Here is a 22921-nt window from a genome sequence, read left to right as displayed (position 1 = left end):
GAGGTCATGACCTCCCTGCACGACACCTCGGTGCGCGGCTTCGCGTCCGACAACTACTCCGGCATCCACCCGGAGGTCCTCGCGGCCATCACCGCCGCCAACGACGGACACCAGACCGCGTACGGCTCCGACGTGTACACCGCGCGCCTGCAGGAGCTCGTCGCCGAGCACTTCGGCGACGGCGCGGAGGCCTTCCCGGTCTTCAACGGCACCGGCGCCAACGTCACCGCGCTGCAGTCGATGCTGCCGCGCTGGGGCGCGGTGATCGCCGCATCCACCGCGCACATCAACGTCGACGAGGGCGGCGCCCCCGAGCGGGTCGGCGGCATCAAGATCCTCAACGTCCCCACCGACGACGGCAAGCTGACCCCCGAGCTGATCGACCGCGAGGCATGGGGCTGGGGCGACGAGCACCGCGCACAGCCGCTCGTGGTCTCCCTCACCCAGTCGACCGAGCTGGGGACGCTTTACACACCCGACGAACTGCGGACGATCGCCGACCACGTGCACGAGCGCGGCATGCGGCTGCACATGGACGGCGCGCGCATCGCGAACGCCGCCGCCGCGCTGGACCTGCCGCTGCGCGCCATCACCCGTGACGTCGGCGTCGACGTGCTGAGCTTCGGCGGTACGAAGAACGGCGCCATGATCGGCGAGGCGATCGTCGTGCTCGATCCCGCGGCGTCCGAGGGGCTCACGTACCTCCGCAAGCTGAACATGCAGCTGTCGTCGAAGATGCGCTTCGTCTCGGCGCAGCTCGTCGCCCTGCTCGAGAACGACCTGTGGCGCCGCAACGCCGAGCACGCGAACGGCATGGCCCAGCGTCTGCGCTCGACGGTCGAGGCGGGCATCGCCGACGGCTCGGTGCGAGGCGTGGAGTTCACGCAGCCGACGCAGGCCAACGGCGTGTTCGCGGTGCTGCCCGAGGGCATCGCCGATCGGCTGCGCGAATCGTTCCGTTTCTACGACTGGGACGAAAGTCGCCGCGAGGTGCGGTGGATGTGCTCGTTCGACACGTCCGCATCCGACGTCGACGCCTTCGTCGCCGAGCTCGCGCGGCTGACGACCGCCTGACGCCACGCGCGGCCCGCGGCCCGCGAGCGGTTCGCTCGCGGTTACGGGGCGGGCGGGGGCGGGTCAGGCGCCGGCGAGCCAGGCGCGGTAGGCGTCGAACGAGTACGGGCGACCGAGGAAGTCGGCGACGAGGTCGGCGGCGTCGCGGCTGCCGCCCGGCTCGAGGATGCGCTCGCGGTATCGGGTCGCCACGGCCGGGTCCATGAGGTCGTCGCCGAACGCCGAGAGCAGGTCGCGGGCGATGACGAGGCTCCACTGGTACGTGTAGTAGCAGGCGCCGTACCCCGTGAGGTGCCCGAAACCCGCGTACGTGTGCCCGTTCGGCAACGGGTGCACCGGCGACGACGCGCGGTACCAGCCCTCGACCGCGGCCTGCAGATCGCTCGGCCGCTCGACGTGCAGACCGTACGAGACGTTGGCGTGTCCGAGCTGACGCGTGACTTCGAGGGCGCGGCCGAAGGCGTCGGCCACCCGCATCCGCTCGACCAGGTCGGCCGGGATCGGCTCGCCGTCTGCGTTGCGCGCAAAGGTGGCCAGCACGCCGGCATCCCAGGCCCACTCCTCGAGGAGCTGGCTCGGCGCCTCGACGAAGTCCCACTCGGTCTCGATGCCGCTGAAGTCGGCCCACACGGCGTCGGCACCGCCGAGGATGCCGTGGACCAGGTGTCCGAACTCGTGGAAGAACGTCACGACCTGGTCGTGCTCGAGCAGTCCGCGCGAGAAGTTGCACAGCAGCACGCCCTCGGGAAGCGACCGCCCCGCGATGCCGGGCGCCAGACCGAAGCAGGCCGCGTGGTTGTACTTGCCCTCGCGCGGGTGGAGGTCGAGGTGGATCCGGCCGAGCCGCCGCTCGCCGCGGACGACGTCATAGCTGCGGACGTCCGCGTGCCAGGCACCTGCCTCCACGGGCACGTACGTGACGTCGAGCAGGCGGGCCGTGACGTCGAGCACGCCCGCGAGCACGTTCTCGAACGCGAAGTAGGCGCGCACCGCCTGCGCGTCGACGGCGTAGTCCTCGCGCTTGAGCGCGCTGAGGAGGTACCAGAGGTCGGCGGCGGTCACGGCGTCGGCGTCGGGCTCGTCGCGCCGCAGGCGCTCGAACAGCCGCTCGTACTCGACGCCCGCCGCCTCACGGGTGGCGACGTCGATCCCGTCGAGGAACGAGCGGATGGCGGCGCTCGAGCCGATCATGCGCGTCTCGGTCTCGTAGTCGGCCCAGTCGCCGTAGCCGAGCAGCTCGGCCCGCTCGGCGCGCACGGCGAGCAGCTCGGCGAGCACCGGGTCGTTGTCGGGCCAGGCGAGGTCGTTGTACACCGACAGCAGCGCGGTGCGCGTCGAGCGGCGCACCGCGAACTCGCGCACCGGCATGAGGTCGGTGTACTCGGTCGTCAGGGTGATGAGGCCCTCGTCGTCGGCGGGGTGCGCATCGATGAAGTCCTGCGGCAGCCCCTCCAGCGCGTCGATAGGGAGTTTCAGCTCGCGCCGGCCGTCACGGATGTTGCGCGAGAAGGTGAGCGAGAGCTCGGTGTCGCGCTCGGCCAGCAGGCGGAGCCGCTCGCGGGTCGCCTCGTCGCGGTCGACGCCGCCGCGGCGGAAGTCGCGCTGGATGCGGGCGAGCAGACGCCGCGCCGCGGCATCCAGCCCGTCCGTCGCGAGGCCGTCGAAGACGGCGAAGAGAGCCGGGTCGAGCGAACGCTGCGACAGGAGTGCGTCGATGGCCTGCACGCGCGCCTCCGCGGCCACGCGGACATCGGCGTCGGGGTGCGACTCGCTCAGCAGCGACGACTCCGAGGCGGCTTCGGCGACGGCGATCGAGGCCTCGTTCCACAGTTGCAGCCGCGCCAGCGGCGAGAGGTCGCGTCCGGCGATCAGCTGCGCGTCGATCTCTCGGACGCGGGCGATGCGGGCATCGGGGCGCTCGGAGACGAACGCGAGCCAACCGGACGAGTCGATGGGGAAGGCGAGGGGCTGCGGCTCGGTCATGCCCCCGAGCCTACGCAGGACCGAGCGCGACGGCGCGGGTCAGCGCAGCGCGCCCACCGAGGCCAGCGCCAAGCGGATGAGCGTGCCCCGGCCGCCCTCCATCTCGGCGGCGAGGGCGTCGGATGCCGCCTCGGCCGGGTCGAGCCAGGTCACCTCGAGCGCGTCCTGGCGAGGCTCGCACGTGCCGGTCACCGGCACGACGAACGCGAGCGAGACCGCATGCTGCCGGTCGTCGTGGAAGGCGCTGACCCCGGGGATCGGGAAGTACTCGGCGACCGTGAAGGGCGCCGGCGAGGCCGGGAGCAGCGGGAAGGCCATGGGCCCGAGGTCGTTCTCGACGTGGCGGAAGAGGGCGTCGCGGATCGTCTCGCCGTACCGGACGCGGCCCGACACGATCGTGCGGGTCATCTCGCCGACCGGGGTGGCCCGCAGCAGGATGCCCACCTGGGTGACGGCGCCCAGGCCGTCGGTGCGCACCGGCACCGCCTCGACGTAGAGCATCGGCAGTCGCCGCCGAGCCTCGGTGAGCTCGACGTCGCTCAGCCAGGCCGGGTTGGTCGACCCTCCCCCGGGAGCACCCCGCAGCGGATCTGCCGGCAGCGACGACTCGCCGCGCTCGTCGGGATCGGGATCGGGGGTGCGCACGGCCATGCTCCATGTATACCAATGCCGCCTCCGAACGCGTCGACGACCGCCCGGCGGGCCGGCGCCCGCCGGGCGCGTGTCGGCGCCGGCTGGCAGGATGGGGGCATGTCCGAGATCCCGGCTCTCGACCCCGCGATGGTTCGCTGGTCGGCTCCCGAGTCCGAGCGCGCGGGGCGTCCGCTCCTGGTGATGATGCACGGGTACGGGTCCGATGAGAACGATCTGTTCACCCTCGCCCCGCACCTTCCCCGCGAGTACGTCCTCGCCGCCGTCCGAGCGCCCCTCGCACCCCCTTTTCCGACGCCCGGGTGGTCGTGGTACCCCATCGAAGGGCTGGACGGGCGCACCCCCGAACAGGTCACGGCGGGCGCCCGAACGCTGCTCGACTGGATCCGCGGCGCGCGCTCGGATGCCGCATCCGTGGGCCTGCTCGGTTTCTCCCAGGGCGGGGTCATGGCCCTCGAGGCGCTCCGCCTCGAGCCCGCGTCGTTCTCCTTCGCCGTGAGTCTCGCCGGCTACGCCAACCCGCATCCGCTCCCGGGCGACGCGGCCCTCGCCGAACGCCGCCCGCCGGTGTTCTGGGGGCGGGGCGCCCGAGACGAGGTGATCCCCGCGCCGCTCGTGGCCCACACCGTGCAGTGGCTGCCCGCGCACGTCGAGCTGAGCGGGCGGGTGTACCCCGACCTGGGACATGCCGTGTCCGCGCAGGAGCTGAGCGACGTCGCGACGTTCCTGCACAAGCAGCTCCCCGAGGCGTAGACTTCTGCGACCAGGGCTTCCTCGCGCGCTTCGCGCCGACGCTCACGCTCGAGCTGCGCGACGGCGTGCTGACCGAGCGGTGAGGCTCGGCCCGGGAGCTGGAGTCTCACGGCCGCGGGCGATTGTCGCGGAGGAGCAGGGACGCCGCGTTGGCACGCGCGCGGCCGCGGGCGCAAGGCCGCGCCCATGTCGGTGGTGCACGCGAAGATGGGGACATGGCCGATGTGCTCGCCCGATTCTCCGCGCCCACCGCGGACTGGTTCCGTGGTGCGTTCGCGAAGCCGACGACGGCGCAGGCGGGGGCATGGGACGCGATCTCGGCGGGCAAGCACGCTCTGGTGGTCGCGCCGACCGGGTCGGGCAAGACCCTCTCGGCGTTCCTGTGGGCGATCGACCGCATCTTCCGCGACAAGGTCGCCGCGGGACCGGTCGACGACAAGCCCGCGAAGCGACGCCGATCGGATGCCGCGCCCGCCGACACCCGCGTGCTGTACGTCTCGCCGCTCAAGGCCCTCGGTGTCGACGTCGAGCGCAACCTCCGCTCGCCGCTGGTGGGCATCGGCCAGTCGGCCCGGCGCCTCGGGCAGCCGGTGCCCGAGGTCACCGTCGGGGTCCGCTCCGGTGACACCTCGTCGGCCGATCGCCGAGCGCTGGTCGCCCGGCCGCCCGACATCCTGATCACGACCCCCGAGTCGCTCTACCTGATGCTGACCTCGCAGACCTCCGAGACGCTGCGCGGGGTCCACACCGTGATCGTCGACGAGGTCCACGCCGTCGCGGCCACCAAGCGCGGGGCGCACCTGGCCGTGAGCCTCGAACGTCTGGACGCGCTGCTCGAGAAGCCCGCGCAGCGCATCGGCCTGTCGGCCACCGTGCGCCCGATCGACGAGGTCGCCCGCTTCCTGGGCGGCGCGGCACCCGTCGAGATCGTCGCGCCCCGCGCGACCAAGGCCTTCGACCTCAGCGTCGTGGTGCCCATCCCCGACATGCTGAATCCGCCCGCCCCTCCCTCCGCCGAGGAGAGCGGCACCCCGGGCACCGCGCCCCGGGGTCGTGGCCGTCACGCCGACGACGACGGGGACGACGGGGACGACGGGGCCTGGTACCAGGCTCCGCAGGCGAGCGAGGTCACCGGGTCGGTGTGGCCGCACGTCGAGGAGGCGATCGTCGACCGCATCCTGCAGCACCGCTCGACGATCGTCTTCTCGAACTCCCGCCGCCTCGCCGAGCGGCTGACGGGCCGGCTCAACGAGATCTACACCGAGCGGATCGGCGGGGAGCTGCCCGACGCGAGCGTGCCGGCGGGGATGATGGCCCAGGCCGGGGCATCCGCCGGGGCAGAGCCGGTGCTCGCGAAGGCCCACCACGGCTCGGTGTCGAAGGAGCAGCGCGCGCAGGTCGAAGACGAGTTGAAGTCCGGCGCGCTCCGCTGCGTCGTCGCCACCTCGAGCCTCGAGCTCGGCATCGACATGGGCGCCGTCGACCTCGTGATCCAGGTCGAGGCCCCGCCGTCGGCGGCATCCGGTCTGCAGCGCGTCGGCCGCGCGGGGCACCAGGTCGGCGAGGTCAGCCGCGCCGCGCTCTTCCCGAAGCACCGCGGCGACGTCCTGCACACCGCGGTCGTGACGGAGCGCATGCTGGCCGGCAAGATCGAGGCCATCTCGGTGCCGCAGAACCCGCTCGACATCCTCGCGCAGCAGACCATCGCCGCCTGTGCGACCGGAACGATCGAGGTCGAGAGCTGGTTCGAGACGGTCCGCCGCAGCGCACCGTTCCGCACCCTCCCCCGATCGGCCTACGAGGCGACGCTCGACCTGCTCGCGGGGCGGTTCCCCTCCGACGAGTTCGCCGAGCTCCGGCCCCGCCTGGTGTGGGACCGCGACCAGGGCACGCTCACCGGGCGGCCCGGCGCCCAGCGCATCGCCGTCACGAGCGGCGGCACCATCCCCGATCGCGGGCTGTTCGGCGTGTTCGTCGCCGGTGAGAGTCGCAACGCCCGCGTCGGCGAGCTCGACGAGGAGATGGTCTACGAGTCGCGGGTCAACGACGTCTTCACCCTCGGCACGACGAGTTGGCGCATCGTCGAGATCACCCACGACCGCGTCAACGTCGTTCCGGCCTTCGGCCAGCCGGGCAAGCTGCCGTTCTGGCACGGCGACGGCCTGGGCCGCCCCGCCGAGCTGGGCGAGGCGCTCGGCAGATTCAGCCGCGAGGTCTCGGCCGCGGGGCCCGAGAAGGCGACCGAGCGGCTGCGCGAATCCGGGCTCGACGACTACGCGATCGAGAACCTCCTCGCCCACCTCGCCGAGCAGCGCGAGGCCACCGGCAGTCTGCCGACCGACCGCACCCTGACGGTGGAGCGCTCGCGCGACGAGGTCGGCGACTGGCGCGTCATCCTGCATTCCCCGTACGGCATGCATGTGCACGCGCCGTGGGCACTGGCCGTCAACGCCCGCATCCGCGAGCGTCTCGGAGTCGAGGGCGCGGCCGTGGCGAGCGACGACGGCATAATCGCGCGGGTCCCGGATGCCGCTGCCGAACCGCCCGGGGCAGACCTCTTCGTCTTCGACGCCGACGAGCTCGAGCAGATCGTCACCGACGAGGTGGGCGGGTCGGCGCTGTTCGCCTCGCGGTTCCGCGAGTGCGCGGCGCGCGCGCTGCTGCTGCCGCGCCTGAACCCCAACAAGCGGGCCCCGTTGTGGCAGCAGCGGCAGCGCTCGGCCCAGCTGCTGGAGGTGGCGCGGCGGCATCCGTCGTTCCCGATCATCCTCGAGACGCTCCGCGAGGTGCTGCAGGACGTCTACGACCTGCCCGCACTGCTGCGCCTGGCGCGGAACATCGCCGACCGCCGCATCCGGCTCGTCGAGACGACGACCTCGCAGCCCTCGCCCTACGCACGCGACCTGCTGTTCGGATACGTCGGGGCCTTCATGTACGAGGGCGACTCCCCGCTGGCCGAGCGCAGAGCAGCGGCTCTCTCGGTCGATCCGGCCCTGCTGTCGGAGCTGCTCGGCAAGGTCGAGATGCGCGAGCTGCTCGATCCCGAGATCATCGCGCAGTTCGAACGCAAAGCGCAGCGACTCGCGCCCGACCGCCGCGCACGCGGTCTCGAGGGCGTCGCCGATCTGCTGCGCCTGCTCGGCCCACTCGACGCCGCCGAGACCGCGGCCCGCCTCGAGACGGCCGCCGAGGCCGGATCCCCCGCCCGCAGCGCTGCCGATGATCGCAGCGCCGCTTCCGAGGAGATCCCCGATTCCGAGGATGTCGACGGCGTGGACGACCCGTCGAGTGCGAGATCCGCTCGCGACCCGCACGCCGCCTCCGCCACCGCCTCCGCCACCGCCGCGCCGTCCGACGAGCACGTCGCGTACGCGGCCGCGCTGCTGGGCGATCTCGTCGCGGCCCGCCGGGCGATCGTCGTCACGATCGCCGGTGCCGCGCGCACCGCCGCGATCGAGGATGCCGGTCGGTTGCGCGATGCGCTGGGGTCGGCGCTCCCGGTGGGCATCCCGACGGCGTTCCTCGAGCCGGTCGTCGATCCCCTCGCCGACCTCGTCGCCCGCCACGCTCGCACCCACGGCCCCTTCCGCACGACGGACGTCGCCGCACGTCTGGGCATCGGCACGGCGGTCGCGCGCCAGACGCTGCAACGGCTCGAGTCACAGGGCCGGATCTCGAGCGGGTACTTCCTGCCCGCAGCATCCGGTGCCGAAACGGACGATCTCGAGTGGTGCGACTCCGAGGTGCTGCGTCGACTGCGGATGCGGTCGCTGGCCGCGATCCGCGGCACCGTCGAGCCCGTCTCGCCCGAGGCGTTCGCGCGCTTCCTCCCGGTCTGGCAGCACGTCACCCGTCCGCTCGAGGGCGTCGACGGCGTCGCCGCCGTGATCGAGCAGCTCGCCGGCGTCCCCATTCCCGCGAGCGCGTGGGAGTCGCTCGTGCTCCCCTCCCGGGTCCGCGACTACACCCCGGGGATGCTCGACGAGCTGACCGCGACGGGCGAGGTCGTCTGGTCAGGGCACGGCACCCTCCCCGGCCGCGACGGCTGGATCGCGCTGCACCCGGCCGACATGGCACCCCTCACCCTCGCTCTCGCGGACGCGGATTCCGAGGCCGACGAGTCGACGACCTCGGGCGATCTCGACACCGCCATCCTCGAGGCGCTCGCGGTCGGCGGCGGCTGGTTCGCCGGACAGCTGGTGGGCGCCGTGGGGGCGCCCAACGAGCAGAGCGTGCTCGACGCCCTCTGGCGTCTGGCCTGGGCGGGGCGCGTGACGAACGACACCTTCTCACCGGTGCGCTCCCTGCTCTCGGGCGGGTCGCAGGCGCACCGGAGCGCGCGGCGCACACCGCGGTCGCGCCTGTACCGCGGCACACCGCTGGCCCGACCCGCCACCACCGCGGCGCCGCGACCGACGACGCTCGGCGGCCGGTGGTCGCTGCTCCCCTCCGTCGAGCCGGACCCGTCGCTGCGGGTCACCGCGTCGGCCGGGCTGCTGCTCGACCGCTACGGCGTCGTGACCCGCGGCAGCGTGCAGTCCGAGGGCGTGCCCGGGGGCTTCGCGCAGGTGTACCGGGTGCTCGCCGGCTTCGAGGAGGCGGGCCACTGCCGTCGCGGGTACGTCATCGAGACGCTGGGGGCCGCGCAGTTCGCGGCATCCGTCACCGTCGACCGGCTGCGCGAGTACGCCGCCGTGGCCGACCCGCCGCCCCGCCGCGCGGTCACACTCGCAGCCACCGATCCGGCGAACCCCTACGGCGCGGCGCTGGGCTGGCCCGCCCTGGAGGGGGTCTCGCACCGCCCCGGGCGCAAGGCGGGCGGTGTCGTCGTCCTCGTCGACGGCGCGCTCGCGCTGTACCTCGAGCGAGGCGGCCGTTCCGCCCTCGCCTTCAGCGACGACGAGGACGTGCTCACCGCGGCGGCGGCCGATCTGGTGCGCACGGCGCAGGCCCGCCGGCTCGACACCCTGACCGTCGAACAGGTCAACGGCGAGTTCGTCTACGGCACCGCGACCGGCCGCGCACTCCGGGCCGGCGGTTTCGTCGAATCCTCGCGCGGTCTCACGCTCCGCCGGGTCAGCGGCAGCGGACGGGCCGTTCCATCGGGAAGCGCCGAACGTGCCTGAGGGCGACACCGTCTTCCGCGCGGCGCGTGCCATCGGCGACGCGCTCGTCGGCCAGGAGGTCGCGCGGTTCGACATCCGCGTCCCCGGGAGCGCGACAGCCGACCTGCGCGGCGAGGTCGTCGGGTCCTCGATCGCCCGCGGAAAGCACCTGCTGCTGCGCATCGGCGACTACAGCCTGCACTCCCACCTGAAGATGGAAGGCCGCTGGCACGTCTACCGGCGCGGCGAACGCTGGCGCGCCCCGGCGTTCCAAGCCCGCGCGATCGTGGGAACCTCATCCGCGGATGCCGTCGGCTTCGAGCTCGCGATGGTCGACGTGCTGCCCAGCGCCGAGGAGGACCGTCTCGTCGGCCATCTCGGACCCGACCTGCTCGGGCCCGACTGGGACATCGCCGAGGCGGCGCGCCGGGTGGGCGCCGATCCGCGTGCCGCCCATGTGGCGCTTCTCGACCAGCGCAATGTCGCGGGTTTCGGCAACGTGTACGCGAACGAGCTGCTCTTCGTGCGCGGCATCCTGCCCACGACCCCGGCCACCGAGATCGACGTCACCGCCGTGCTCGAGACCGGCTACCGCATGATCCACGCCAACCGCGATCGCTCGGGACGGACGTTCACGGGCAACGACCGGCCCGGGCAGCGCATGTGGGTCTATCGGCGCGAGGGCAAACCCTGCCGTCGGTGCGGAACCCTGATCCGCACCGACGAGATCGGCGCGCTTCCCACGAGCGAACGCAACATCTTCTGGTGCCCGCGCTGCCAGCACTGAGCTCGGCGTACCCGTCCGGTGCGACCCGTTGCCCGGCTCAGCGGCCGATGTACCGGCCCGGGCGATGGTTGAGCACCAGCACCACGTTCAGCACGACCGCCCCGGCGGCGCTGAGGAGCACCGCCGGCCACGGCAGCACCAGCAGGGCCGCGAGGATGATGACGATGTCGAAGATCATCTGCGTCCACCCGGCGCTGAACCCGGTCCGATCCTGGATCACCAGCGCGATGATGTTGACGCCCCCGAGGCTCGCACGGTGCCGGAACAGGATCAGCAGCCCCACGCCGGCGAGCAGGTTGCCTCCGAGGGTGCCGTAGATCGGTTCGATGCTCGCGAAATCCAGCAGGTGCTGGTGGACGAAGGTGAAGACCGACACGAGCCCGATCGAGGCGAAGGTGCGCAGCGTGAAGGACAGGCCCTTCTTCCACAGGGCGAGGACGGCGAACGGCGCGTTGACCACGGCGAACAGCACCGGGAACGACCATCCCGTCGCGTAGCCGAGAAGGAGCGCGAGACCGGCGGTGCCGCCGGTGACCGACCCCGACGACTGCAGCAGGAACAGACCGAACGACGCGACGAACGTGCCCGTCAGGATGCCGACGGCATCCTCGACCCGCGTGTGGCGCGTCAATGCCGCCTCGAAGACGAGCGAGGGTCCGGTCGACGGCGCGCGAGAAGGCTCCACCCGCCCATCCTCGCAAACGCGGGCGCCTCCCCGCGACGGCTCCGCGCTGCGCCGGCGCTCTCGCCACCGGGCCGGGCATGCTATCGCCCCGCGGTTCCGGCGTGCACCCCGTCGACCGAGAAAGTCGCAGACCGCACGCTTGTTCTAGCAAACCGGTCGGCCCGCCGCTCCGAATGATTCTCGGGAATGAAAATACGGGTCGCACGGTTGTTTCCAGTACTCAGTACCGGACCCGGAACTGTCGGAGGGGATCGTGGGCAAGAACTACATCGACATCGAGAACGACCGCGGTGAGACGCTGCGCTATCGCAAGCACGCCAACGGTCGGGGCTTGATCGCGAACGGGGCCAAGGTGCACCCGACCGCGATGGTCGAAGCGGGCGCCTACGTCGAACCCGGAGTCCAGGTCGCGGCGGGGGCCCACATCGGGCGTGGCGCGTGGATCGAACGCGAGGCCGTCATCGGCCCGAACGTCGAGATCGCGCCGCACGCTCACGTCGGCTCGGGTGCAGCCATCGGCCCGCGCGCCAAGATCGGCGTTCGCGCCTTCGTCGGTGCGCACGCGCACGTCGCGGGTGGATCGCTCATCCGTGACGACGAGAACATCGCCGACGGCGAGCACGTGGCCACCGATCAGCGGGGCCTGCGCCTGGCGGCATGATCGGCCCGGGCGGGGCCGATACGCTCGACCCATGACACCGGCCGGCACCCCTGGACGCGGCTCACGCGGCGGCGGGCAGCAGCGCGGTGGTGGGGCGCCGCGCAAGAACGGTTCTCGACGCGGCGGTGCCCCGCGCTCCAGCGGCTCGCGAGACCAGCGGCCGACGTCCGGGAGACCCCCGGGCTCGACGGCTGCACGCAGCGCCGCAGACGCCGGCACGCGAGACGCCGCTCCGACGGGTCCTTTCCGCCTCGGAGCGGTTCCGGGTGCGACGCCGGGAAAGTGGATCGACGTGTGGAAGACCCGGATGCCGCGCACGCCGCTGGAGCTCGTCCCGATCGAGGTCGCGCAGCAGCGTGACGCCCTCGTCGACGGCACGGTCGACGCCGCCATCGTCCGGATGCCGGTCGAGCGCGACGGACTGAGCGTGATCGCCCTGTACGACGAGGTTCCGGTGGCCGTCTGCGCTGCCGATTCGGCCCTTACCGCGGTCGACGAGCTGACTCTCGCGGACCTCGACGGCGAGGTGGTGATCGTCCCCCGCGACGACGTGCTGCAGCTCGACGTCCCCGGCTCCGTCGCCCCCTCGTTCCCGCCCGTCGCGTCGACGGCCGACGCGATCGCGACGGTGGCGGCGGGTGTCGGCATCGCGATCGTGCCCATGTCGCTGGCCCGACTGCATCAGCGCAAAGACGTGCACTACCGCCCCATCGTCGACGCCCCCGTCTCGGGCGTCGCCCTCGCCTGGCGCACGGAGGCGACGACCCCATCGGTAAACGCCTTCATCGGCATCGTCCGCGGTCGCACCGCGAACTCCTCGCGCTGACCGCTGCCTCGGCAACGGCCGACGCGTCAGCCGCGGTGGAGCCCGCGACCGGCGTCCACCACGGCGCCCCTGACCGGCGTCCGTGCGAGGAGCACGGCCGCGTCGATCGGGGCGCTCGACGAGGCCGCGGCCGGATCGGCTTCGAGTGTCACCGTCAGTGGTGCGGGCATCCGCAGCCCCCCCTGCGCCCGCCGGGCACGGTCTGCGAGCTCCGCCGCATCCATCGGCCGGATCACCCGCCAGCCGTGACGCGCCGCGGCACGGTCGAGCTCGTCGAGCACAGTCACGAGGTCGGCGACGTCGGTCACGATCACACGGGCGGTCATCAGGCCATTGTGATCGACGCGTCACCGCGCGTCATCCCGGGCGCTCAGGCGCCGCGGGGGTCATAGAATTCTCGAATGGTCCCGCTCGTCTACGTCTGCGTGCGCCCGCAGCGCGTCGCGGCCGAGGCCGAGTACGCGTCGTTCCGCGCGGCGATGGGCCTGGACGAATCGGAGCTCGATCGCATCGATCTCACGCGTGAGCCGCTGCCCGACGACGCTTTCACCCGCTGGCGCGGCTTCGTCGTGGGCGGCAGCCCGTACAACGCCACCGACGACGCCGAGACGAAGGCCGAGGGGCAGATCCGGCTCGAGGCCGATCTCGCGCGCATCGCCGACGCCGCCGCCGCCGGCACCACCGCCGCGTTGTTCACCTGCTACGGCATCGGGGTCGCCACGACGCGACTGGGAGGTGCGATCTCGCGGGACTTCCCCGAGGAGACCGGCCCGACCGAGGTGACGCTCACCGACGCCGGGCGTGCCGACGCGCTCCTGGGCGACCTCCCCGAGACCTTCTCGGCCCTGACCGCGCACAAGGAGGGCACGCGGACGCTACCCCCCGGAGCGGTACTCCTGGCCACCAACCCCGATTGCCCCGTCCAGGCGTACCGGGTCGGCGATCGCCTCTACGCGACCCAGTTCCACCCTGAGCCCACGCCCCGCGACTTCACCGAGCGGATGACCGTCTACCGCAACGACGGCTACTTCGACGCCGCCGACTACGATCGCATCGCCGCGCGGGTGCTCGAGGCGCCCGTCTCCGAGCCCGCGCGCCTTCTCGCCGCCTTCGCCGCCGCGTTCTGATACCGGCGGGCCCGAGCCCGCGATATCCGTCGAACCGGTGTGACGGATCCTTCCGGCGACGGCGGCCGAGGCGACACCTGCGCGACGGACGTACCGGCCGGCGGCGCACTCAGCGCAGCACGAGGCGCGGCTCGACGAGGACGTGCGCCGCCCCGGCGGTGGCCGCCTGCGGAGCGACGAAGGCGCCGGAGGGGCCGGTGAGCAGCTGCAGCACCCCGTCGGCCACTCTCTCGGGCAGCTGCTCGATGCTGCTGAGCCCCAGGGCTTCTGCGGCCGGGGTGTTGTCGAACCCGATGATCGGCATGGCATCCCGCCCGACGGATGCCGCGGCCAGACGCGCCCCGATGGCGAGCGTGTCGCTCGCGCAGACGACGGCGGCGATGCCCGGCCGGTCCGCGAGTGCAGCGGCGACGACGGCCCGGGCCGCCGTGACGTCCTCCTCGGCGGTGAGTCTGACACCGGCCGCACCCGCGACGTCCCGCCAGCCGCGTTCGCGGTCGTCGCCCGTGCCAGACCCCGCGGGCCACCCGAGGAACGCCACGCTTCCGATGCCCGCGGCGACGAGGTGCGCCGTCGCGGCGCGGGTGCCGGCGGCGCCGTCGACGTCGACCCACAGATGCGCGGGGTCGTCGACGTCGTCGATGCCCCAGGGGCGCCCGAAGGCGACGAACGGGATGTCGCGGTCGATCAGCCACCCGGTGCGGGGATCGCCGTGGAATGTGCCGGTGACGACGAAGCCGTCGACCTCGCCGCCTTCGACGAGCTCGCGCATGCGCTCGATCTCCTCGTCGGCCGAACGCGCCGCGTAGAGCAGCACCCGCAGTCCGCGCTCGCCCGCCTTCTCGGTCAGCGCGTGCACGAACCGGTCGAGCACGACCCCCGAGACCCCGCCGGCGTACGGGTCGAGGTGGATGCCGATGGCGCTGCTGCGTCGAGTGCGCAGGGCCCGGGCGGCGATGTGGGGCCGATAGCCGAGGTCGGCGATCGCACGCTCGACCCGCGCCCGCGTCGCGTCACGCACGATCGCGGGACTGTTGAGGACGTTCGACACCGTCTGCCGCGAGACGCCGGCGACGCGGGCGACGTCCTCGACGGTGGGAGCCTTGGCCATGGGCGACCATCTTACGGTCCGCGCACGCTCGCCGTCCGACACCGGGCGCACGCCGCCGGCGCACCCGTTGACACGGCGGCATCCGGTTCGTATGGTTCTTGCACGCGCTATTTGATCGTTCAAACCACCGTCATCGCATCGCTTCACCGGCCCGTGCCTGCCGGCTGGCGGCCGACCGACAGACCGCGTCCTGCCTCATCAAGGGAGAAGAGACACATGTCATCGCACCGCACGCGCTCCGCGCTGGGAGCCACCGCGCTCCTGGCCGCCGGCGCCCTCACCCTCACCGCCTGCGGATCGGGGTTCGACGACGCCGGCGACGGCGGCTCGACCGACGGCGGCTTCACGAGCTCGGACGACGCGCTCACCGTCGTCATCGGCTCGTCCGGCGACGCCGAGACCGAGGCCGTCACCGCCGCTGTCGCCGCCTGGTCGGAGCAGTCCGGGGTCGACGCCACCGTCCAGGCCGCGACCGACCTTCCGCAGCAGCTCTCGCAGGGATTCGCCGCGGGCTCGCCGCCCGATGTGTTCTACCTCTCAGCCGACGCGATGGCGGGATACGCCGGCAACGGCTCGCTGCAGCCCTACGGCGACGAGCTGTCGAACCGCGACGACTTCTACCCCTCGCTGGTGGAGAACTTCACCGTGGACGACCAGTTCTACTGCGCCCCCAAGGACTTCTCCACCCTCGCCCTCGTCATCAACACGCAGCTGTGGGAGCAGGCGGGCCTGACCGAGGCCGACATCCCCACGGACTGGGATCAGCTCGCATCGGTCGCCCAGCAGCTGACCACCGACGGCCGCGTCGGCCTCGCGTTCGGCGCGGAGTATCAGCGACTGGGAGCCTTCATGGCGCAGGCCGGTGGCGGGCTCATCACCGACGGCGCTGCGACGGCGGACAGCAGCGAGAACGTCGAGGCTCTGGAGTACGTCAAGACCCATCTCGCCGACGGCACGTTCGCCTACGCCGCCGACCTCGGCGCCGGATGGGGCGGCGAGGCATTCGGAAAGCAGCTGTCGGCGATGACCATCGAGGGCAACTGGATCACCGGCGGCCTCGCCGCCGACTACCCCGACGTCGCCTACACCGTCGCGCCGCTTCCCGCCGGCCCCGGCGGCCAGGGCACCCTGCAGTTCACCAACTGCTGGGGCATGGCGGCCGACAGCCCCAACCAGCAGGCCGCGCTCGAGCTCATCGAGTTCCTCACGAGCACCGACCAGCAGCTGGCGTTCTCCGACGCCTTCGGTCCGATGCCCTCCATCCAGTCGGCGGCGGACGCCTGGCGCGAGGCCAACCCCGAGCTCGAGGCCTTCCTCGACGGCGCCGAGTACGCCCAGTTCCCGCCGAACCAGGACGGCTCGGCCGACGTCATCACCGACTTCAACTCCCAGCTCGAGTCGCTCTCGTCGGGCGACCCCACGAGCATCCTCGATTCGGTGCAGTCGAACCTCGAGGCGATCGTCGGCTGACGATGGCCGCCATCGCACCGGTGGGGCCGCGCGCCCGCCGCAGCACCCCTCCTCGCCGCGCCGGGTCCCCTCGGGGGATCCAACGCGGCGAGGCCGCCGCGGGCTGGCTGTTCGTCTCACCCGTGATCGTCATCCTCGGCGTCTTCATGCTCGTGCCGGTCGTGATGGCGCTCTGGGTGAGCGTCTCCGACTGGGGAGGTCGCGGCAGCCCGCTGTCGTCCGACGTGAGCTTCATCGGCCTCCAGAACTACGCGGCGGTCACGACCGAGGGCGGACTGGCGACGCGGGACTTCGGCATCGCACTGCGCAACAACGCCTGGTACGTGCTGCTGGTCGTCCCCCTGCAGACCGCCCTGTCGCTCTTCCTCGCCCTGCTCGTGAATCGCGCGATCCTACGGGGCCGCGGCTTCTTCCGCACGGCGTTCTACTTCCCCTCGGTCACCAGCTCCGTGGCGATCACGGTGCTGTGGCTGTTCCTGTTCTCCTCGAGCGGCGTCGTCAACGAGGTGCTGTCGTGGATCGGAGTCACCGGACCCAATTGGTTCAACGACCCCGGCGGCATCCTCCACAACGCCCTCGCCGCGGTCGGCATCACCCAGGGCCCCGCAGCGCTGACCGACGGCGGCGTCCTCGGCGTCTCCTGGTGGGACTGGCTCGCCGGGCCCTCCGTCGCGATGAGCGCGTTCATCCTCATGGCGGTGTTCACGACCTCGGGCACCTTCATGCTGCTGTTCCTCGCGGGCCTGCAGAACATCGGAGCCGAGACCGAAGAGGCCGCGATGGTCGACGGCGCCTCGGGATGGCAGCGCTTCTGGCGGGTGACCCTGCCCCAGCTCAAGCCCGTGCTGTTCACCGTGCTGACCCTCGGACTCATCGGCACCTGGCAGGTGTTCGACCAGATCTACACCGGCACGCAGGGCGGCCCGAGCAAGACCACGCTGACACCGGCGTATCTCAGCTACCAGGCGGCTTTCGGCTCGCAGGACTGGGGTCAGGGGGCGGCGATCGCCTTCATGCTCTTCGCGATCATCGTGTTCTTCACGATCGTCCAGCGCATCGTGCTGCGCGATCGTCCCGTGTCGGCGCGACGCGCACGGCAGTACCAGGTGCGCACGGATCGGAGGCGGCAGCCGTGACCGCTTTCGCCGCGAGCCCGCGCACGCGTCGCCGTCTCTCCCGGCGCGCCCTGACCGGCCAGATCGCGCTGTACACGCTGCTGATCGTCATCGCGCTGATCTACATCTTCCCGTTCCTCGTGCAGGTCGCGACCTCGTTCAAGACCGAGGCGGATGCCGCGACCGACCCCATCTCGCTGATCCCGTCGCCCGTATCGTGGGCGGCCTACGAGCGGCTGTTCGCGTTCTCGGACTTCCCGGTCTGGTTCGCCAACTCGGCGGTCGTGACCGTGTTCGTGACTCTCGGCCGCGTGTTCTTCAACTCCCTCGCCGGCTACGCGCTCGCGCGCCTGCGGTTCCGGGGGCGCGGGATCGTGTTCGCCGCCCTCATCGCGGTCATGGCCGTTCCCACCGTCGTGCTGCTGATCCCGAAGTTCCTGGTCATCAACCAGCTCGGCATCTACGACTCGTACGCGGGCATGATCCTGCCGCTGCTCGTGGACGCCGCAGGGGTGTTCATCATGAAGAACTTCTTCGAGTCCATCCCCGTGGCCGTGGAGGAGCAGGCGCGCATCGACGGCGCCGGCACCTTCCGGATCTTCTGGTCGGTGGTCCTGCCCATGGCGCGACCGGCACTCATCACGATCGTCATCCTGTCGTTCCAGGGGTCGTGGAACGAGCTGAGCCACTTCATCGTCTCGACGCAGTCGCCCGAGCTGACCACGCTCACCAAGGGGGTCGCCTCGCTCGCCAGCGGGCAGCTGAGCCAGGGCACGCAGTATCCGATCAAACTCGCCGCGGCGGCGATCATGACGATCCCCGTCGCCGTGATGTTCTTCATCTTCCAGCGGCGCATCATGAACGCCAGCGAAGGAGCCGTCAAAGAATGACCATCCCCCGCCAGCCCCTGCTCGACGACGCGATCATCGCGCTGCGCGCGCCCACCCAGGCGTGGTCGCGTCGGTCCGGCGACATGGGCGACGCGCCCATCGACGGTGTCTATCACGGCGACATCCGTCACGTGCGCTCCCTGACGCTCGCCTGCGCGGACTCCGCGGTGGAGTGGGTCTCGGTCTCGGCGGAGTCCGCCTCACGCGTCGTGTTCGGCGGGCTGCTGCGCGGGCTCGACTCGCCGTTGCCCGATCCGCGGGTGCGACTGCTGCGCGAGCGGACCGTCGAGGACGGTGTGTTCACCGAGGCGCTGCGGATCGTCTCGGCTCGCGACGAGCCGCTGGCGACGACGATCGTCGTGGAGCTCGACCCCGACTTCGCGGCGTTGCCCGAGGTGAAGGCGGGCGACGCGGCCGCCGCGGCCGTCGAGGTCAGCGCGGACGCCGGATCCGTTCGCGTGTCCTCCGGTGACCGGCGGTTCGACGTGTCGGCACCCGGCGCCGACGTGGAGACGGGTGCCGCGGCATCGGGCACCGGAGTGCGCCTGACCTGGCGGATCGACGTCGCGCCGCACGGCGAGACGACGCTGACGTGGGCCCTGGCGATGACCGATCCGTCGCTCGTGGTGGCGGGGGCGACCTCGCCCGCGCCGTGGCAGCGCGACGCCGTCGCGCGGCGCGGAACGGCTCTCGAACCGCGCCTCGGGCACTGGCTCGACCGGGCCCTCGACGACCTGGACGCGCTACGGCTGACCCTTCCGGGGCGACCGGACGACGAGTTCTACGCCGCGGGCGCACCGTGGTTCTTCACCCTCTTCGGACGCGATTCCCTCTGGGCGGCGCGGCTGGCCCTGCCCCTCGACATCCGGGTGGCGGCCTCGACGCTGCGCGTGCTCGCTCGGATGCAGGGCGATCGGACGGACCCCGACACGGCGCAGCAGCCGGGGAAGATCCTGCACGAGCTGCGGGCCGCAGCCCTCGAGATCCCGAGCGAAGGCGTCGTGCTGCCCCCGGTCTACTACGGCAGCGTCGACTCGACGGCCCTGTGGGTGTGCCTCCTCGTCGACGCCTGGCGGGCGGGGATGCCCGAGGCCGAGGTACGCGACCTGCTCCCCCACCTCGACCGCGCGCTCACGTGGCTCGTCGACCACGGCGACGCCGACGGCGACGGATTCCTCGACTACATCGACGAGAGCGGCCGGGGTCTGGCGAACCAGGGCTGGAAGGACTCCGGAGACTCCATCCAGTGGCGGGACGGCCGACTCGCCCGGGGGCCCATCGCGCTGTGCGAGGTGCAGGCATACGCCTACGAGGCGACGATGGGGGCGGCCGAGCTGATCGAACGGCTCGGGCACGGCGGCGGGCGTACCCCCGGCGAGCTGCGCGGCTGGGCGGCGACGCTCCGCGAGCGGTTCGCCGAGACCTACTGGGTGCAGACCGACGAGGGCCGGTACCCCGCGATCGCGCTCGACCGTGACAAGCGTCCGGTCGACAGCCTGACGAGCAACATCGGGCATCTCATCGGCACCGGCATCCTCGATCCCCTCGACGAGGCCGCCGTGGCCGCACGGCTGCTCGATCCGACGATGTCGAGCGGCTACGGCATCCGCACCCTCTCCACCCGGGCACGGGGCTACTGGCCGTTGTCGTACCACGGCGGCAGCGTGTGGCTGCACGACACCGCGATCGCGGCGCACGGGCTGGCGCGCGCCGGCTTCGTCGGCGAAGCCCGCGAGGTCGTCGACGGCATGCTCGCGGCGGCCGACGGGTTCGGGTACCGGGTGCCCGAGCTGCACTCGGGCGACGCGGCGTCGCAGACGCGCGTCCCCGTTCCGTACCCGGCGGCCTGCCGGCCGCAGGCCTGGTCGGCCGCCGCCGCGATCGTCGCCCTGCAGGTGCTTGAGCGCTGAGGGAGCTGCGTTCGCCGGACCCCCGGGAGCCGATGTCGCCGGCCGCACCGATCGAGGCGGCACCGGTACCACCCGTCCGACGCACATGTCGCTCGAGGCGGCACGGCGCCTCGGGCGTGCGGGTCAGGCGGTGCGCGTCGGGCGCAGGATGCCGCGGTGCTCGCGCCCGTTCGATCGCCAGGCGACGAGGGCGGCCGCGCCGACGACGACCACGATCACCACGACGGCAGCGATGGCCACCGGCGTCGAGTGCGGCTGGTCGGTCGAGCGTGCGATCGCGATCCAGGCGAGACCCCACGACATCGCGATGATCGGCGAGGGCCGCCCGCGCGAGAACGCGGCGATGCCGACACCGACGGCCGCGACGACGACAAGGACCGCGACGCCCCAGGCGTCGGCCTGCATCCCCCACGACGCCGGGACGGTCCGGCTGAGCCACGCCGTGACGTTCGCGACGGTCGCGAGCGAGACCCACCCGAGGTGGAGGCCCACGGTCGCATCCATGAGCACGCGGTCGCCGACCGACTGCGGACGCGAGAGCACGAGCAGCCGGAAGGTCCAGCCCAGCGCCGCGAGCAGCGCGACGATCGCGACCACGGTGAGCGGCAGGGTCGTGAACTGCGCCGCCAACAGCCAACCGCCGTTCAGCACGGCGGTCAGGGCGATCCACCATCCCGCGCGGCGCTGGCGGTCACGGGAGCGCTGCGACGGGAGCGCCTGCCAGATCGTGTAGCCGATCATGAACAGGTAGATCACCGACCAGATGCTGAACGCCTGCGTCCCCGGCGCGAGCACCGTCGAGTCGGCGTCGAGCGCCCCGCCCTGCAGCTCGCGCACGTTCGTGCCGCCGAACAGACCGGTGCCGACCATCGCCGCGATGATCATGAAGACCACGGCGGCGATGACGCCGACCTGTCGGAGGATGTCCGAGCTCTGCTGCGGTGAACGGGCGACGTGGTGCGCGGTGGTGCTCATGCCCTCACGTTAGGACGACTCCCGCGACCGTTCATCGGCTTGACAGATCGGGCCCCACGATCACGGCGGAGTTCGGCGCGATGACGAGGAGGTCGTCCACGAGCCGACTCTCGAGCGTCTCGAGCCAGACGACATCGCCCCGGGGTTCGATGCGCCACGGCTCGTCCGAGAGGTTCACGAGAACGCGTGCGCGACCGCGCTGCAGATCGTAGAGGCGCCCACCCGACCCCTCGGAGGCAGCTGCGCCTCGCGCGGGCAGACGCGGGTCGGTGAGGTCCGGCACGGTACGACGCAGTCGCGCGAGCTCGCTGTGGAGCGAGAGCAGGCGGAGATGCTCGCCCTCTTCGGTCTCGGTCCAGTCGAGCTTGGACCGCAAGAAGGTCGCCGGGTCGTTGGGGTCGGGCACGAGGTCCTCGTCCCACCCCATCTCGGCGAACTCCTGCTTGCGGCCGGCGGCGGTCGCCTCGGCGAGCTCGGGCTCGGGATGCGAGGTGAAGAACTGCCAGGGCGTCGTCGCGCCCCACTCCTCGCCCATGAACAGCATCGGGGTTCCGGGCGCGGCGAGCGTGAGCACCGCGGCGACGGCGAGGCGATCGGCGCTCAGCGTCGCCGACAGCCGGTCGCCGGCGGCGCGGTTGCCGATCTGGTCGTGGTCCTGCGCGAAGGTCACGAGGCGCCACGACGGCGACTCGGTCGGGATGGGGCGTCCGTGGTCGCGTCCTCGGAACGACGAGTAGGTGCCGTCGTGGAAGAAGCCGGCGTTCCAGACCTTGGGCAGCGCGTCGATGTCGTCGAAGTCCGCGTAGTAGCCCACGGTCTCGCCGGTGAGGGCGACGTGCACCGCGTGGTGCCAGTCGTCCGACCACTGGGCGGTCATGCCGTAGCCGCCGGCCTCCCGCGGCAGGATCATCACCGGGTCGTTCATGTCGCTCTCGGCGATGAGGGTGAGGGGTCGCCCGAGGTGCGCGCTCAGCGCGTCCACCCGCTCGCCGAGCTCCTCCAGGATGTGCACCGCGCTGTCGTCGTCGTGGAGGGCGTGCACGGCGTCGAGTCGCAGACCGTCGACGTGGAAGTCTCGCAGCCACATCTCGGCGTTGCCGAGGATGTACTCGCGGACGGCATCCTCGTCGAGGTTGACGCTGTCGCCCCAGGTGTTGCGGCGCCCGTCGCGCAGGTACGGGCCGTACTCGGGCAGGTAGTTCCCCGACGGTCCGAGGTGGTTGTACACGACGTCCTGGATCACGGCCAGACCGGCCGCGTGAGCCGCGTCGACGAACCGCCGGTACGCCTCGGGGCCGCCGTAGGTCTCCTGCACGGCATACCAGAGCACGCCGTCGTATCCCCAGTTGTGGGTGCCGTTGAACGCATTGACCGGAAGCAGCTCGATGTGGGTGACGCCGAGCTCGACGAGGTGGTCGAGCCGGGCGATCGCCGCGTCGAGCGTGCCGGCACTCGTGAAGGTCCCGATGTGCAGCTCGTAGATGATCCCACCCGCGAGCGGCCGCCCCGTCCAGCGGTCGTCCGTCCAGGCGAACGCGGCGGGGTCGTCGATGGCGGAGAGGCCGTGCACGCCGTCGGGCTGACGCCGGGAGCGCGGGTCGGGTCGGACGTCGTCGCCGTCGCCGATCACGAAGCCGTAGCGGTCGCCCGCGGCGAGCTCGATGTTTGCCGACCACCAGCCGTCCTGGCCCGCCACGAGCTCGAGGTCGGTCTGCTCCGGTCGTCGGAGCCGGACCCGCTCGGCCCGAGGTGCCCACACGTTGATCGTCATGACACCATCCTCGCGATCGTCGGGGAG

The 22921-nt window shown here is 72.1% G+C and carries 18 protein-coding genes; 11 read left to right on the top strand and 7 right to left on the bottom strand.

Annotated features, from left to right (window positions below):
• The first annotated feature begins 6 nt into the window (after positions 1–6).
• Positions 7–1074, top strand: a complete 1068-nt coding sequence (locus tag HW566_RS10485) for a threonine aldolase family protein (protein WP_178012690.1) — start codon at positions 7–9, stop codon at positions 1072–1074.
• 63 nt (positions 1075–1137) lie between these two features.
• Here HW566_RS10485 and HW566_RS10480 read toward each other — a convergent pair whose 3' ends face one another.
• Together HW566_RS10480 and HW566_RS10475 are read right to left on the bottom strand one after the other, a co-directional pair.
• Positions 1138–3057: a M3 family metallopeptidase gene (locus HW566_RS10480; protein WP_178012689.1), complete on the bottom strand. Its 1920-nt coding sequence runs from the start codon at positions 3055–3057 to the stop codon at positions 1138–1140.
• Between the two features lie 39 nt (positions 3058–3096).
• A complete protein-coding gene (locus tag HW566_RS10475) occupies positions 3097–3708 on the bottom strand; it encodes an NUDIX hydrolase family protein (protein ID WP_178012687.1) in 612 nt (203 codons plus the stop codon).
• A gap of 99 nt (positions 3709–3807) precedes the next feature.
• Between HW566_RS10475 and HW566_RS10470 the strand changes: the two genes are divergently transcribed.
• The 3 genes from HW566_RS10470 to HW566_RS10460 all read left to right on the top strand — a co-directional run bounded on the left by HW566_RS10470 (position 3808) and on the right by HW566_RS10460 (position 10353).
• Entirely contained in the window at positions 3808–4461 is a 654-nt protein-coding gene (locus HW566_RS10470; RefSeq protein WP_178012685.1) for an alpha/beta hydrolase, read from the top strand.
• A gap of 215 nt (positions 4462–4676) precedes the next feature.
• Positions 4677–9587: an Lhr family ATP-dependent helicase gene (locus HW566_RS10465; RefSeq protein ID WP_178012684.1), complete on the top strand. Its 4911-nt coding sequence runs from the start codon at positions 4677–4679 to the stop codon at positions 9585–9587.
• Positions 9580–10353, top strand: coding sequence for an Fpg/Nei family DNA glycosylase (locus HW566_RS10460; RefSeq protein WP_178012682.1), 774 nt, complete (start codon positions 9580–9582; stop codon positions 10351–10353). The genes HW566_RS10465 and HW566_RS10460 overlap by 8 nt, the downstream gene beginning before the upstream one ends.
• A 37-nt stretch (positions 10354–10390) precedes the next feature.
• On the opposite strand, the gene HW566_RS10455 is transcribed toward HW566_RS10460, so the two are convergent.
• Entirely contained in the window at positions 10391–11038 is a 648-nt protein-coding gene (locus HW566_RS10455; protein WP_178012680.1) for a YitT family protein, read from the bottom strand.
• Positions 11039–11291: 253 nt separating this feature from the next.
• Here HW566_RS10455 and HW566_RS10450 point away from each other — a divergent pair, with 253 nt between their 5' ends.
• Both HW566_RS10450 and HW566_RS10445 read left to right on the top strand, forming a co-directional pair.
• Positions 11292–11699 (top strand): transferase, encoded by a 408-nt coding sequence (locus HW566_RS10450; protein WP_178012679.1) that lies wholly within the window; start codon positions 11292–11294, stop codon positions 11697–11699.
• A gap of 286 nt (positions 11700–11985) precedes the next feature.
• Positions 11986–12525 (top strand): LysR family substrate-binding domain-containing protein, encoded by a 540-nt coding sequence (locus HW566_RS10445; protein WP_372955801.1) that lies wholly within the window; start codon positions 11986–11988, stop codon positions 12523–12525.
• A gap of 26 nt (positions 12526–12551) precedes the next feature.
• Here the strand turns inward: HW566_RS10445 and HW566_RS10440 are convergent, their stop codons facing one another.
• A complete protein-coding gene (locus HW566_RS10440; protein WP_178012676.1) occupies positions 12552–12851 on the bottom strand; it encodes a hypothetical protein in 300 nt (99 codons plus the stop codon).
• A gap of 75 nt (positions 12852–12926) precedes the next feature.
• On the opposite strand from HW566_RS10440, the gene HW566_RS10435 reads away from it, so the two are divergent.
• On the top strand, positions 12927–13652 hold the full coding sequence (locus HW566_RS10435; protein WP_178012674.1) for a glutamine amidotransferase-related protein: 726 nt from the start codon (positions 12927–12929) through the stop codon (positions 13650–13652).
• Positions 13653–13761: 109 nt separating this feature from the next.
• On the opposite strand, the gene HW566_RS10430 is transcribed toward HW566_RS10435, so the two are convergent.
• Complete coding sequence (locus HW566_RS10430) at positions 13762–14763, bottom strand: LacI family DNA-binding transcriptional regulator (protein WP_178012672.1); 1002 nt, start codon at positions 14761–14763, stop codon at positions 13762–13764.
• Positions 14764–14979: 216 nt separating this feature from the next.
• On the opposite strand from HW566_RS10430, the gene HW566_RS10425 reads away from it, so the two are divergent.
• Genes HW566_RS10425 through HW566_RS10410 form a run of 4 tightly spaced genes read left to right on the top strand, consistent with a single transcriptional unit; the run spans position 14980 to position 20148 of the window.
• The gene (locus HW566_RS10425) at positions 14980–16233 is read left to right on the top strand and encodes a sugar ABC transporter substrate-binding protein (protein ID WP_178012670.1); all 1254 of its coding nucleotides are present in this window, start codon (positions 14980–14982) and stop codon (positions 16231–16233) included.
• Positions 16234–16235: 2 nt separating this feature from the next.
• Complete coding sequence (locus tag HW566_RS10420) at positions 16236–17369, top strand: carbohydrate ABC transporter permease (RefSeq protein ID WP_178012669.1); 1134 nt, start codon at positions 16236–16238, stop codon at positions 17367–17369.
• Positions 17366–18238 (top strand): carbohydrate ABC transporter permease, encoded by an 873-nt coding sequence (locus HW566_RS10415; RefSeq protein WP_178012667.1) that lies wholly within the window; start codon positions 17366–17368, stop codon positions 18236–18238. The genes HW566_RS10420 and HW566_RS10415 overlap by 4 nt, the downstream gene beginning before the upstream one ends.
• Positions 18235–20148 (top strand): glycogen debranching N-terminal domain-containing protein, encoded by a 1914-nt coding sequence (locus HW566_RS10410; RefSeq protein WP_178012665.1) that lies wholly within the window; start codon positions 18235–18237, stop codon positions 20146–20148. Before HW566_RS10415 ends, HW566_RS10410 begins: the two co-directional genes overlap by 4 nt.
• A gap of 123 nt (positions 20149–20271) precedes the next feature.
• On the opposite strand, the gene HW566_RS10405 is transcribed toward HW566_RS10410, so the two are convergent.
• Both HW566_RS10405 and treZ read right to left on the bottom strand, forming a co-directional pair.
• Positions 20272–21123, bottom strand: coding sequence for a tryptophan-rich sensory protein (locus tag HW566_RS10405; protein WP_178012664.1), 852 nt, complete (start codon positions 21121–21123; stop codon positions 20272–20274).
• Positions 21124–21154: 31 nt separating this feature from the next.
• Positions 21155–22894 (bottom strand): malto-oligosyltrehalose trehalohydrolase, encoded by a 1740-nt coding sequence (gene treZ, locus HW566_RS10400; RefSeq protein ID WP_178012662.1) that lies wholly within the window; start codon positions 22892–22894, stop codon positions 21155–21157.
• Between the last annotated feature and the right edge of the window lie 27 nt (positions 22895–22921).

The organism is Microbacterium oleivorans (assembly GCF_013389665.1).
Classification (GTDB): Bacteria; Actinomycetota; Actinomycetes; order Actinomycetales; family Microbacteriaceae; genus Microbacterium; species Microbacterium oleivorans_C.
Note: the sequence above shows the minus strand (reverse complement) of the source record. Positions and strands in the feature narration are given on the sequence as shown.